Here is a 13393-nt window from a genome sequence, read left to right as displayed (position 1 = left end):
CCATGCATCATTATAAAAGTCCTGGCCGAATCATCTTCCAGACATTCAACTATGCATTTTTTATTATGTTCTGCATCTCCATTCTAGTGCCGTTCATCAACGCATTGGCATTATCTTTCAGCAGCTATCAGGCGATTTTACAAAATCAAGTCAAGCTGTGGCCCGTTGGCTTCCAGTTGGATTCCTACATGAAGCTGGCAGCCAATTACACCTTTCTGCGGTCCTTCATCAATACGGTAGGACTTACGGTGATCCAGACGGCGATGACCATCATCATCTCGCTGAGCGCCGCTTATGCCATGTCGCATAAGCACTTCAAGGGCAAGAAGGTGGCCATGACTTATATTCTGATCACGATGTTTTTCAGCGGCGGATTGATTCCTTCCTATCTGCTCGTGAACAATATCGGGCTCAACAACACGTACTGGGCGATTATTTTGCCGGGTATCGTAAGTCCGTTCTATATTATTGTGTACAAAAACGTAATGGATCAGCTGCATAAAGAAATTCTGGAGTCGGCTGAGATCGATGGGGCCGGAGAGTTCTCCTTGCTGTTCCGAATCGTACTCCCGCTCGTGCTGCCGATGACGATGGCTTTCGTTATTTTCAGTGCCGTTGCTTACTGGAACGAATGGTTCAGCGTCTTGCTCTACATCAAGGATAAGTCGATGTGGACGCTGCAATATCAGCTAAGGGGCATCCTGGCATTCGCCCGCTTGGAGGATACGACGGTCAATGCGCCCGGCGAGCAGACGATCCATCCGGACAATCTGAAGATGGCTGCGCTTATGCTGACGGTCCTTCCGATCATTGTGATTTATCCGTTCCTGCAAAAATATTTCATCCACGGCCAATTCGTCGGCGCGGTGAAAGGCTAATTTCATTTGGAAGAGGGGACCGCGAGGTCCCTTTTTTTCGGAACCTAATCGAGAGGTGAACCTGCCAATGAACGCTAGCGTCCTGCTGCAGCCCGAGTCGGTTGCTCAGCCATGCCGCAATTTCTGTATTTTGGGGAAAACCAGTCTGATCGATCCGCTCGACGGCCGGGAGAAATTCGTCCTGTCGAACTTCGCCGCGCATGCCACAGGCAACATTGTTCTGATCGATGTGGAGACGGGAGTAGGGGAATCCATCCTGCTGCCCGGCGACAGCGGTGCTTGGGCGCTGTACAACTGGGACAACGAGAAGCTGATTGTAGGGACTTGTCCGGGCAAAGGGTACGTGCACAGCCTCGATCTGCGGTCCAGAACATGGGCGGAGCCGCTGCGCGACGACAATGAGACGTACGTGTGGAATTTCACGTGCGGGGAAGACGGGATGCTCTACGGGAGCACGTATCCGGGCTGCGTCTTGCTGCGCTACGATCCGGTCGCTCATGTGCTGACGAATATGGGCAAGATGTCGGACAACCCGAAAAACATGTACAGCCGTACGGTCGGTGCGGTGCCTGGACACATCATTGTGACCGGCGGTATGGATGAGGTGTTCGTGACGGCCTGGAACATGGAGACGCAAGAGCGCCGTCTGGTCCATAAGACGAACGATTTAGCCATGATTGTCGAAACGAATGAACAATATTTCAGCATCAAGTCGGGTAAGGAGATGCTGTATTTCGATTCTAAGACGTTTGAGCCTTTAGCTGCCGATTCGGTTGAGGTACGTCGGGGTGCGGTTGAGGTGAAGCTCGGTCCCTCGCAGCGCGGGGAGGCGATCCCGCTCGCGAGCGGAATATACGTGGGAGTGCGGGGCCAAGATTATTTTGTTGCAAGCGGTGCCGGCGACAGCCCGGGGCTGCAGCGTATTCCGGTGGAAGCGCCGGCTACGCATATATTCGGGCTGACGATCGCGCCGGACGGCTGTGTATGGGGCTCGAGCGGCTTCGGTCAGACGATCTTCAAGTACGATCCGCGCGACGGCAGCTACTGGAACTCCTCGGTCGTCTGTAACGGCGGCGGCGAAGTGTACGGCATGCAATTCGTCGGTGAGCGGTTGTTCTTGACGGCTTATTCCGGCGGCGACCATATCGTGTACGACCCGTCGAAGCCTTGGGACCAGCTCGGCAACGTGAATCCGCGCACGCTGCAGTCAGTCGGCCCGGATTGGATTCGTCCGCTTGGCCACAGCATCGTCGGGCCCGACCGCGCGATCTGGACCGGCTGGTCGGCCAAGTACGGCGTCTACGGCGGCGGGATCACGCGGCTCGATACCGACACGCTCGAGCTGACGCGTTGGGCGAATCCGCTGGCAACGCAGCATGTCTCGAGCCTCGCGGCCGATGACCGCTACGTCTACTTCGTCTCGACGCTCGGCGGCAACGGGCTGGCGGCGCAGGACGAAGTGTGTCACTTCGGCGTGCTCACGACCGGCGGCGACGTCGTGTACAGCGAGGCGCTGCCGAACGGAGCGAAGGCCGGCAAGCTGGCGGCTTGCGGCGGCCGCGTCTGGCTCGCGGTGGACGAGGCGCTGCGCGTCTTCGACCCGGACGCGCTGCGCTTTGTCGACGGCGGCGACGTCGCGCTGGGGCGGCGGGCGACGGGCTTCTGCGCCGTGAGCGAGCGCGAGCTGCTCGTGTTCGTGCCGGACGAGCTGCTCGTCCTGGACACGGCCTCCGGCCGCTGCGAGGCGCGCGCCGCGTTGCCCGGCATCGTCGACAAGGCGTCGGTTACGCCGGATCGCAAGCAGCTGTATTTCGGCATCGGGACGACGCTGTACACGTTGCCGCTGCAGGCGCTGTTGGGGTAGTTTTGGGGAGACGGGACGGGTTGGCTCTTAGAGCAGCCCGTCTTTTTTTACATACCCCCGGGCGGTGAAGCGCGCGGGAGTCCGACTTTTTCGGACTAGGGAGCAAGGGTATGGGCGCCACGCTGCTCGAGAATGCTCTTCGCCTCGAGCGGGTATAGCTGGTTGCGGAAATCCGGCGGAATAGGATGATCACGGATCGTCGTCCTAGGGGACGGTTTTTCAGAAAAACGTAACAAATCCAAGGGCCATGATTTCAACAGCAGTCGGAACCCCTTTTCCTGCCCTCCCCACGCGCCAACAGAACACCTACGCCAGAGACCTGATCGGTGAACTTCCGCTGATTACTTGAGGTAGTGGGGGATGGCGGGTTGGGTGGAGGGGGAGTAAATCGGCTCGATTTGCTGGGTTAGCTGGGGAGGTGGAGGAGTAACTAAATGTACTGGAAGTAGCAGATTTACTTGGTTGGTGGGAGAATAACTATTAGCTGGGTTAGCTGGGTTAGCTGGGTTAGCTGGGTTAGCTGGGTTAGCTGGGTTAGCTGGGTTAGCAGGGTTAGCTGGGTTAGCTGGGTTAGCTGGTGAGTTGGCTTGTCCAAGTAAAATAAAGTAACAGTAGCGTGAGTACCAAATTACTCGCGTGGAGTACCAAATTTCGCTAATCGGCGTCTACTCCACCAATCTGAGTACCAAATTAAACAAATCGCGAACCCAGCTTCCGATTTTGTTAACTTAGGTACTCAGATGGCCCCTTGCTCCTCAATTAAGGAAATTTGGTACTCAGACTGGATACTTTTGTTCGTACCCCCTTCACCATTCGCAGCACCAATCCCGCTCCCGGTCTCCGCACCCGCCAGCGCTCCCGGTCTCCGGAACCACTAGCACTAGTACTCTACCATAACTTTTCGCACGCATAGGGCCAATTTCTCCCAAACGCGCCGAAAACGAATCCTTTTGGCAGGTTGTCCGTAGTATAGAGGAGATGCTCACCACTTGGCGTTGCCGAGGGTTAATAATAAAGCGTTTCCAAACCATTGGACAAGTACGACCGGGGCTGCTATTGTTGCGGGGGGGCCACTTGGAGAAGAGTAGGGGAGAGGTAAAGGATGAAAAGGTATAATTTTGTTCGACCGTTGCTGCTGATTGCGACGGCGTTGTTGACGAGAAGCTTGGTGACGAATTTGTGCATGATGTTCGGGATGAATCCGGAGGCGGCCGGCAATGTCGGGTTTATCGCGATGATTATTGCGGCGATCGCCTTCTATGCGAATATCGCGCGGAAGCGTCAGAGGTAGGAAGCGCAGAAAAGTCAAAAAGGCCGTTGGAGTCTTGTTTTGCCAAGATACCAGCGGCCTTCTCATGTTCTTCATCCGTTACAGGGCGACCCGCACGGGCTCCTTTTGCCGGAAAAACACCCAGTCCTTGAACCCGATCTCCCGCAGCCGCGCCGCCACCTGCTCCCAATCGTCGCCGACCCGGCTAGGCTTGTGCGCGTCGGAGCCGAACGTCACGTCTACGCCATAATGCAACGCCAGCTCCAAGATGTCGTCGGATGGATACCAGCCGCCTACGTCCTTCGTCTTGCCCGAGGTGTTGATCTCGATTGCGATGCCGCATTCGCCGATCACCTTCATCGTCTCCTCGACGGCCCGCGTCTGAATCGCAGAGAAAGCAGGATAGAAGCCTTTCATCGCATCGATATGTCCGAGAATCTGAAACATGCCGCTGCGCGCGGACTGTTGGATCAGCTCGTAGTAAATATTTTTCTGGCGGATCTTCTCGGCATCCTTCAGCCCTTTCCATCGGTTGCGATTGAAAATGCTCACGCCGCCCGACAAGTGCACGGAGCCGATGATGTAGTCGAAAGGGTAAGCCTCATACACGTTGCGATAAACTTGCGTATGCTCGGGGAAAAAGTCTGATTCCACGCCTAGCAGCACTTCGATTTGGCCGGCGTAGAGCTTTTTTAGCCGCAGTACCTCTGCCACGTAAATGTCGAACTCGCTTTTGCCCATCGCGATGCCCGGCCATGGTTTGTCGTCCTCGCCGCCGAAGTAGGGGGAATGGTCGGAGATGCCGATCACCTGCAGCCCCTCGGATACCGCCGCCTCGATGTAATCCCGTATGCCGCCGACCGCGTGACCGCATCGCTCATGGTGCGTATGCAAATCGAATTTGTACACTTGCGTCACTCCGATCCGATAAAATTCGTCTCCGGCATCCCTTTCAAGTCGCTCAAAAACTGCTGCAGCGCCGAGCTCAAATACCGGCCAGATTTATAGATGACACCAACGGGATGATTGATCTCCAGCTCCGCCACCGGAATCATCCGAATCGTCCCAAGCCGCAGCTCATTGATGACCGTCAGCTTCGAAATAATAGCCGCCCCGAGGTTCAGCTCCACCATCCGCTTCACTTCCTCGCTGCTCGACAGCTCCATGACGATGTGCGGCTCCATGCGGAATTTGCGGAACACTTGATCGACAAACCGACGCCCGGCCGTATCCGGCGACAGCATAATAAACGGGATATCCCGCAGCGATTCGATCGTCGTATGAGGCCGCTTCGCCAACTGATGATCCGGAGACACGACAAGCTCGAATGAATCGTAATAAAGGATCGACGTTTCGAGATGCGGATTTTTTTCCAGCAAATACCCGATGCCGATATCGACCGAGCCGTTCTCCACACTCGTCATAATTTGCGTGGACGACATGGAGTGGATGGATGTCTTGATCATAGGAAATTGGTTCTGGAAATAAGACAGCACACGAGGCAAAATTTGCATCGCGATCGATGTCGTCGTCCCCAGGTGAATATGACCTTGCGGCGTCTGGTTCAGGTCGGACAAGCGCTGCTTCAAATCCTCTACGACCCGCAGGATCCGCTCCGCATGCTCGAGAAACAGCTTGCCGCTGTCCGTCAGCGTCACCGGCTGGTTGCGGTCGATCAGTACCGTTTTGAACTCGTCCTCCAGACTCTTAATCTGAGCGGAGACGGCAGGCTGCGTCAAATTGAGCAGCTCTCCGGCTTTGCGGAAGCTCATCGTCTTGGATATCGTCACCAACGTTTCGAGCTGGTTCATGTTCAAGAGCAACCACTCCTTCTGCTATCCCCATTGTAGCTTAAGCAGCCGGTTGGAACAGCTCGATCCGCTCGCCATCCGGTCCATAGAAAAAGCGGTAGCGCGCGCCATTCGGCAACGTCGTGCTGGCCTTTTCGAGGAACCGGACGCCTAGCGCCGCCACCCGCTCCGTCTCTGCATCGAGATCGTCCACCGTGAAGGCGATATGATGCACGCGACCTTCCTCGCTTAGCTCTCCCGTATACCCTGCGATCAGCTCCACAACCGTCTCCGTCGTGCCCGGCACGCCAAGAAAAGCGAGCTCAATCACGCCGTTCGTATGCAGCAGCTTCCCCTGAAGCTCCAGCCCGATCACCTCTTGATAAAAAGCAAGGGAGCGCTCCATGCTGCTCACCATGATTCCGACATGTTCTATTTTGCGAATCGCCATTGTGCCATCCTCTTTTCCTCAAGTTCGTCCGCCCGGTCTGGGCAGCCATCTGCTCCCATTGTACCGCTAGAACGGCGCGGGGAAAAGCAAAACCTGCCGAATGCGGCGGGATGTAGAGCAACCGTGTTGAATGGATACGATCTAGGTTGACCGGAAGGCGCTATGTTTATCCTTTGTTGTTAAAAGGTGGGTGAAGAAATTGTCAGTTGCAATCCCTCAGCATTCTACAGCTAGGTCCGGAAACCGTACTAAAGCAGAACACTCGTTTAAGTCCCGTCCAAATTTTGCTGGACAACCCGTTTCAGCCAACCTAAAAATCCACGTAAAAATTAATATATTCATTATTTTCCATTATTTCGGGAGGGATCGCGAACTAATTGTAGAATATTGTAAAACCGTGCCAACTGGAGCTATGCATCACCCCAACCATACCATAATAGCACCACACAATCGGCATCTGTCCCATACAGGAATGATCGCACCGTCACTATAAGGAGGATTCACCAGCAAATGAGCTTATCGCCTCAACCCGTCATCAATGAAGATCCGCCCGTCGTCCGGCTGATTCACGGATTTCGCGTCTACCGGTGGATGATTTCGTTCGTCAAGCCTTACCGCAACCCGCTTCTCCTGCTCATCGTGAGTGGGCTCGTTATCGTCGGCGTCGAACTGCTGATCCCCAAGCTGATCCAGATATTCGTCGACCGAGTGCTGCCCGACCGGGACTATGCCTTGTTCGGCTGGCTGCTTATAGGCCTCTGCGTCTCTCTAGTCATCATGTTCGCGTTTATGGCGCTTCGCAATCGGCTGGAGCGCGTGCTCCGAGAGAAAGCGTCCTTTGACCTCACCAAGCATATTTTTCAGCAACTGCGGTGGCTCGGATTCTCCTACTTCGAGCAGAGCACCGTGAACGATTCACTGTTTCTGTTCAATACGGACGTGTCCAAGGTGCAGGAAATTTACCGCCGCTACTTGCCGGAGATCGTGTGGAAAGCTATTTTCGTCGCACTCAGCATCCTCTTAATGGCTGGAATCGACTATAGGCTGACCTTGATCATGCTCGTCTCGTTCTGTTTCTATTATGTGCTCGGGCCTTACCTGGAGAAAGAAACGATGAAGCTTATTGATGAAGGCGACGCGCTCTATATGCAGACTGAACGGCGCATTTACGAGCTGCTGTCCGGGCTGGGTGAAGTGAGGGCATACGGGGCGGAGCGTTGGGCGTTCGACAACTACGCTATGCTGTGGAAGCAGATAGGACGCAATGCCGTCCAATTCTGGATCGTCTGGTCGTCGCGCGACGCGTTTCGGCGTCTGATGTATTACATAGGGGCGGTGGCTGTGTTCGTGTACGCCGCTTATAGGATTCGGGACGGCAGCTTGTCGGTGGGGGCGTTCGTCGCTTTCATACTTTATTATTTCAACGGGCTGCTGATGATGACGAACATCGTGACGGACATAACGGAGCAGCGTGCGCTGATGGTTCATGCGAGGAGGCTGTACGCGTTTGCGCATCTGGAGCCCGAGGTACAGGAGCCGGAGCACCCCGTGACATTGCCGATGATCCACGGCGAGCTACGGTTGCAAGAGATCAGCTTCCATTACCCAAACAAGAAGTACGTGCTTTATAAATTTCACCTTCACGTGCGTCCCGGAGAAAAAGTAGCGCTCGTCGGCGCAAGCGGCCATGGCAAATCGACCGTTCTGAAGCTGATCGGCCGGTTCTATGATCCGTTCTTCGGCGAGGTGAGCCTGGACGGAGTGCCGCTGCCCCAGCTTAGCTTGTCGCAGCTGCGCGGCGCCTTGGGGTATGTGTTCCAGGAGACGTACTTGTTCGGCTCGTCGGTGAGAGATAACATTCGCTTCGGCCGGCCGGCCGCCACGGACGAAGAAATTGTGGAAGCGGCGCGCGCCGCCTATGCGCATGACTTCATCCTGAAGCTGCCGCAGCAATACGATACGCTCGTCGGCGAGCGGGGGATCAAGCTGTCCGGCAGCCAGAAGCAGCGGGTGGCGATCGCCCGCATGCTGCTCAAGCAGCCGGCGATCGTCGTGCTGGACGAAGCGACGTCCGCGCTGGACCAGACGAGCGAGCGGGAGGTGCGGCTGGCGCTCGACCGGCTGCTCGAAGGGCGGACGACGATTGCCGTCGCGCATCGGCTGTCCACGGTCATGGATTATGACCGGATCGTGGTCGTCGATGACGGCGAGGTGGCTGAGCAGGGGACGTATCGGGAGCTGGTGCGGAAGCAGGGGCTGTTCTACCAGCTGCTGGAAGGCGAGCAGCAAGGAGAACGAGCAGGCAGTGCCGAGGTGGTGGAGATGGAGGAGATGGAGAAGGAGCAAAAGCCGTCGAAGACCGGGAAGGAGGGAAGCGCCAATGAGAGCTAATGTAAGCTGGTTATTCAGCATCGTTTACCCGATTCGGTGGTTGTTCCTCGCGAGTTTGTTCTTCATGTTCGTGCAGGCGGCGGTCACACTGGGCACGATCGGGGTACAAAAGTGGCTCGTGGACGATGTGTTCCTGCAAGGTCAGTACGATCGCCTTCCGAGGATCATCGGTATTTTCATCGCGCTGTTCGTTATGTTCTGTCTGCTGTGGGTCGGGGTGGCGACCTTGCTGGGTCTGTGCATCAGCCGCGTGAAATCCGTCCTCGGCGAGCGGCTGCTCGCCTATATGCAACGCATCCCGATGGGAGTGTTTCGGAAGGAACGGATCGGCGCCTACATGCAGCATATGACACATGACAGCCACAACGTCACCTTTCTGATCGCACATCAAATGACTCGGACGATTCAGCACTTGACGTATGTCGTCCTGCTTTTCTGCATCATGGGGATGATGAGTCCGCTAGTGCTTGCGGCATCCGCCGGGCTCAGCATCGTGTACATGCTCTTGAGCTACTATTTCGCTCCCCGGCTGAAGCAGGCGTCCCAAGCCATGTACGAAGAGCGGTCCAAGCTGCTTGTCCATATTGAAGAAAGCATTTCCTCCACGCGAGAGGTGGTCGCTTACGACAGGCAGCAGTGGGAGTCGGAGAAGCTGGAGTCGTTGTTCCAATCGTATTACGGGAAAGTAATGGCCGAAGGCAAAATCGTGAACCGCCAAATCCTATCAAGTGAGCCGCTCAAATGGGGCATCCACGTGGCGATCCTCGCTATCGGCGGATACGGGGTGCTGCAGGAGACGATCAGTCTCGGCACGTTCCTCGTCGTGTATCAGCTCACGGCGCAGCTGATGAACTCGTTCCAGAACTTGTTCACCAACTTCATGGCGCTGCCCGGCCGCCTCGCCGCCGCCGAACGGCTGCGCAAGCTGTTGGAGGGAGAACGGATTGTGGAAGGCCGTGTTCGATTAGACGGGCCGATCCGTTCGCTTTGCTTCGAGCATGTAACGTTCGGCTATTCGGAGGAGGCGGGCGCCGTGCTGAACGAGCTGCAGCTCGACATCCCCATCGGCGGCAAGGCCGCGATTGTCGGTACGAGCGGCGGAGGCAAGTCGACGGTGGCGCAGCTGCTTGTTCGGTTTTTCGAGCCGACCGAAGGGGTGATCCGGGTGAACGGCTCCCCGCTGAGCGACATTGCTCGCGACAGCTGGGCGGAGAAGACGTCGATCGTCTTCCAGGAGCCGTTCCTGTTCCCGGACACGATTCGGGCGAACCTGCTGTTCGGCTTGAGCGGCGTGCCGGAGGAGCGGCTAAGAGCATGCTGTGAGCAAGCGCGCATTCTGGATACGATCGAGCGTCTCGAGCTGGGGTTCGAGACGGAGCTCGGCGAACGCGGCATCACGCTGTCCGGCGGCCAGCGCCAGCGGATCGCGATCGCAAGGGCGCTGCTGCGCGATCCGGAGCTGCTCGTCCTGGACGAGGCGACGTCGGCGCTCGACCTCGAGACGGAGCGCCAGCTCCAGCAGCAGCTTGATCGCGTCCGCGCCGGCAAGACGACGCTCGTGATCGCGCACCGGCTGTCCACTGTCCGGGGCGCCGACATTATCTTCGTCCTGGACGGCGGCCGCGTCGTCGAGCAAGGCACGCACGAGTCGCTGATGCTCGGCGACACGATGTACAAGCGCCTCGTGCAGAAGCAAGAGGCGGAAGAAGGCGGTGCGTTGGATGGCGTGAAGCAAAGCGGACAAACTAGTTCTATTCCAATAGACTAGGAGGATTGTCCTTGGGTAAGGAGGAAGAGGATATGGCAGTACGTAAGGAAGACAGTAAAGCCGCACAAGAAGCGCTTGCTCGGAAAGAGCAGATTCTTCGAATAGTGGACAAAGCTTGCAAAGAAAACGATTCAGCTCTCAGGAGGCTGTCTAAAAATTGACCGTGCCTCTGACAGCAAGTGATATAAGAGATATTCATAATGAGATGGTTCGCCGTTACGGTGGACTTAATGGTGAATACGAACCGGGGCTAATAGACTTCATGGCAGGTAAACCATTTGATGGTTTCGGCGAATTGGAGTATTACCCCGGTTTATTTATTAAAGCAGCTATATATGGAGGGTTTTGCAACAAAACAACTCTTTTGTGACGGGAACAAACGAACCTCGTACATGTGTGCCAAGGTGTTCTTAGCTTTGAATAGCCAGTGGCTTAGCGTATCCGATGATGATTTGTTTCATACTGCAATTGCAGTTGCGAATGGAAGATGAACCTTAGATACCACAAAGCGGCAGTCTCCTAAGAGACCGCCGCTTTGTTTGGCTTACAACGAAGCGTCCAGCTTCAGCTTCACGTAGAACCGGATCTCCTCGCCTTCGCATTCTGCCCAAATTTGTCCGCCGTGGAAATCGACGATGCTCTTGGCGATGGCGAGACCGAGTCCCGATCCGCCCGTCTCGGACGAGCGCGAGGCGTCGACGCGGTAGAACCGCTCGAACAGCCGCTCGAGCTCCGCCTGCGGGATCGGCGAGCCTTGGTTGCTGATGCAGATCAGCGCATGACCTTTGTCCTTGAAGACAACGATTTTGATGATGCCTGGCGTGATGCTGTATTTGACCGCATTCGTGATCAGATTGTCGAATACGCGTATCATTTTGTCGGGATCGAGGCGTACGAACAGCTTCTCCTCCGGCAGGATGCGCTTGATCGTCAGCTCATTTTGCTCCGCATGCGTCACATGCTCCTCGATCAATTGCTCCATGAGCTCGTTCAGGCACACTTTCTCAGTCGAGAGAAACTCCCCTTTGTGAGCCAGCTTCGTATACTCGAATAAGTCGTCGATGAGTGTCTTGAGCTTCTCGGATTTGGAGAACGCAATGTTCAAATATTCGGACGCCTGCTGCTCGCTTTCGAAATTTTTGTCCTTCAACAGCCGGAGATAGCCCATGATGAGCGTCAGCGGCGTCCGGAGATCATGCGACACGTTCGTGATCAGTTCGGTTTTCGTTTTTTGGGCGACCCGTTCCTCCTCAATCGTGTGCTGCAGCTCCGCGGTCATCTCGTTGATGCTGCCGGCCAAGCTGCCGAGCTCATCGTTGCCCCTGCGCGATACCCGATAATGCAAGTTGCCGCGCGATATCTCCATCAGCCCGCTGGCGAGCTCCTCGATGTAACGCATTTTGCGTTTGGTCAGCAAGAAGAAGCTGGCGATAAACACGATCGTGCCGAGCAAGTTAGGCAGGGCGCTTCTGGATGTGCGATATTCGATATTCGGCTGCGGCAACCCAGATACGATCAAATAAGTGCGGGTAGTCCCGATATTGAGCGGATAAAACGAAACGTATTCCTTGTTCTCATACATGTAGTTCTCCAATCGGTAATTCATTGCGTTGCGGATAACGCCGTGCAGGTCGATTTGGCTTTCCGAGGCGCCTGCGGACTTGTACAGTACTTTGCCGTCCAGGTCGGCGATTAGGATTTTCAGCGATCCCCAACGTTCTTGCTCGATAATGTGCGTAATCCGTTCGTCTGCCGAGCCGCCCAGTCTTAACGGATTAGCGGGAGCGGACATGTTGTCGGGTAATACGGGAATAGGTGCGCCCGGCGAAGGGAACACCCCTTCATTGTAGCGACCGTCATGGTCGGGATCCAACTCGCGCTGTATGTTATTCAGGATCGACAAGGAGCGGGAATCGATCAATTTGACGCCGGACCGGTACTCGATGACGGGATGTTTGCTCGCATTTTCAAAAAACGGCCTCGAGGCCGTAGCCGACACAAGCGCCAGGAAGAAACAGACGGCGAACACGAGCACCAATTGCAGCCGGAGGCTGTGCTCCACGTGCTTGTACACCATTTGGCCTATATCTTTGACCAACCCGATCACCAGATGCACCCAGAACATAGGATTGAACATCGATCTATTTTTCAATTTTGTAGCCTACCCCCCACACGGTTTTGATGTATTTCGGCTGTCTTGGCGTCGTTTCGAGCTTTTCGCGCAGCTTGCGGATGTGAACCATGACGGTGTTGTCGGATTCGTAAAAGGCTTCGTTCCACACGCTCTCATAGATGCGTTGAATGCTGAAGACGATGCCCCGGTTACGGGCCAGCAGCTCGAGAATGGCGAATTCGCGCGGGGTCAGCTTGATTTCTCGCCCGTCGATGCGGACCTCGTGGTTGGAGGTGTTGATCGTCAGATCGTCGACTTCGAGCTCGTCCTGCTGCGGCGGGGAGGCAATGTTCAGCTTTTTGTAGCGGCGGAGCTGCGATTTAACTCGGGCGATCAGCTCGAGCGGGTTGAACGGTTTCGTCATGTAGTCGTCGGCGCCCGAGCTAAGGCCGAAAATTTTGTCCATATCCTGGCTTTTCGCCGATAGCATGATGATGGGCATGTTGCGCTGCTCGCGAATTTTCAGGCAAGCTTGAATGCCGTCCATACGGGGCATCATGATGTCGAGGATGATCAGGTCCACCGCTTTTTGCTTCAGCAGCTCCAGCGCTTCGAGGCCGCTAGACGCCGTGAGGATGGTGTAGCCTTCATTTTTCAAGTAAATTCCCAGCAGGTCGAGAATGTCTTTCTCGTCGTCCACTAGTAGGATAGTATCGGATGCCATCTGGAATGGGGCTCCTTTCTCTGTCGGCTTGTTGGCTGACTGGCGGGCGGGTTAGCTGGTAACGATCTTATTATATAGAACATTTCTTAAAAAACTAGGAGGGCGGTTCTTAAGAAAATCTTAATAAGGCTTGTTCAGAAATGC

General features: G+C 55.6%; 12 protein-coding genes. 7 read left to right on the top strand and 5 right to left on the bottom strand.

From position 1 onward, the window contains the following. The first annotated feature begins 2 nt into the window (after positions 1 to 2). The 3 genes from PKO02S_RS02555 (at position 3) to PKO02S_RS02545 (ending at position 4033) form a co-directional block, all read left to right on the top strand. Entirely contained in the window at positions 3 to 878 is an 876-nt protein-coding gene (locus PKO02S_RS02555; protein ID WP_127579517.1) for a carbohydrate ABC transporter permease, read from the top strand. Between the two features lie 67 nt (positions 879 to 945). After that, complete coding sequence (locus PKO02S_RS02550) at positions 946 to 2742, top strand: NHL repeat-containing protein (RefSeq protein ID WP_127579516.1); 1797 nt, start codon at positions 946 to 948, stop codon at positions 2740 to 2742. A gap of 1102 nt (positions 2743 to 3844) precedes the next feature. Next, positions 3845 to 4033 (top strand): hypothetical protein, encoded by a 189-nt coding sequence (locus tag PKO02S_RS02545; RefSeq protein WP_127579515.1) that lies wholly within the window; start codon positions 3845 to 3847, stop codon positions 4031 to 4033. Between the two features lie 78 nt (positions 4034 to 4111). Here PKO02S_RS02545 and PKO02S_RS02540 read toward each other — a convergent pair whose 3' ends face one another. The 3 genes from PKO02S_RS02540 to PKO02S_RS02530 are packed head-to-tail and all read right to left on the bottom strand — an operon-like array spanning position 4112 to position 6253. Continuing rightward, on the bottom strand, positions 4112 to 4921 hold the full coding sequence (locus PKO02S_RS02540) for a histidinol-phosphatase (protein WP_127579514.1): 810 nt from the start codon (positions 4919 to 4921) through the stop codon (positions 4112 to 4114). Between the two features lie 5 nt (positions 4922 to 4926). After that, on the bottom strand, positions 4927 to 5829 hold the full coding sequence (locus PKO02S_RS02535) for a LysR family transcriptional regulator (RefSeq protein ID WP_127579513.1): 903 nt from the start codon (positions 5827 to 5829) through the stop codon (positions 4927 to 4929). A gap of 34 nt (positions 5830 to 5863) precedes the next feature. Beyond that, positions 5864 to 6253 (bottom strand): VOC family protein, encoded by a 390-nt coding sequence (locus PKO02S_RS02530; RefSeq protein WP_127579512.1) that lies wholly within the window; start codon positions 6251 to 6253, stop codon positions 5864 to 5866. Between the two features lie 510 nt (positions 6254 to 6763). Here PKO02S_RS02530 and PKO02S_RS02525 point away from each other — a divergent pair. The 4 genes from PKO02S_RS02525 to PKO02S_RS02515 are packed head-to-tail and all read left to right on the top strand — an operon-like array spanning position 6764 to position 10782. Next, positions 6764 to 8644 carry an ABC transporter ATP-binding protein gene (locus PKO02S_RS02525; protein WP_127579511.1) on the top strand — a complete coding sequence of 627 codons (1881 nt, stop codon included), beginning with the start codon at positions 6764 to 6766 and terminating at the stop codon, positions 8642 to 8644. After that, on the top strand, positions 8634 to 10412 hold the full coding sequence (locus PKO02S_RS02520; protein ID WP_164821258.1) for an ABC transporter ATP-binding protein: 1779 nt from the start codon (positions 8634 to 8636) through the stop codon (positions 10410 to 10412). Before PKO02S_RS02525 ends, PKO02S_RS02520 begins: the two co-directional genes overlap by 11 nt. 32 nt (positions 10413 to 10444) lie before the next feature. Continuing rightward, complete coding sequence (locus PKO02S_RS33570; RefSeq protein WP_281280396.1) at positions 10445 to 10573, top strand: hypothetical protein; 129 nt, start codon at positions 10445 to 10447, stop codon at positions 10571 to 10573. Beyond that, positions 10570 to 10782 carry a Fic family protein gene (locus PKO02S_RS02515; RefSeq protein WP_127579509.1) on the top strand — a complete coding sequence of 71 codons (213 nt, stop codon included), beginning with the start codon at positions 10570 to 10572 and terminating at the stop codon, positions 10780 to 10782. Before PKO02S_RS33570 ends, PKO02S_RS02515 begins: the two co-directional genes overlap by 4 nt. 174 nt (positions 10783 to 10956) lie before the next feature. Here the strand turns inward: PKO02S_RS02515 and PKO02S_RS02510 are convergent, their stop codons facing one another. Together PKO02S_RS02510 and PKO02S_RS02505 are read right to left on the bottom strand one after the other, a co-directional pair. Continuing rightward, a complete protein-coding gene (locus PKO02S_RS02510) occupies positions 10957 to 12564 on the bottom strand; it encodes a sensor histidine kinase (RefSeq protein WP_127579508.1) in 1608 nt (535 codons plus the stop codon). Next, positions 12554 to 13249, bottom strand: coding sequence for a response regulator transcription factor (locus PKO02S_RS02505; protein ID WP_127579507.1), 696 nt, complete (start codon positions 13247 to 13249; stop codon positions 12554 to 12556). Before PKO02S_RS02505 ends, PKO02S_RS02510 begins: the two co-directional genes overlap by 11 nt. Positions 13250 to 13393: the final 144 nt, after the last annotated feature.

This window comes from Paenibacillus koleovorans NBRC 103111 (assembly GCF_004000845.1).
Classification (GTDB): domain Bacteria; phylum Bacillota; class Bacilli; order Paenibacillales; family NBRC-103111; genus Paenibacillus_AA; species Paenibacillus_AA koleovorans.
The sequence above is the reverse complement of the archived record's forward strand: the minus strand, read 5'-3'. Positions and strand labels throughout refer to the sequence as shown.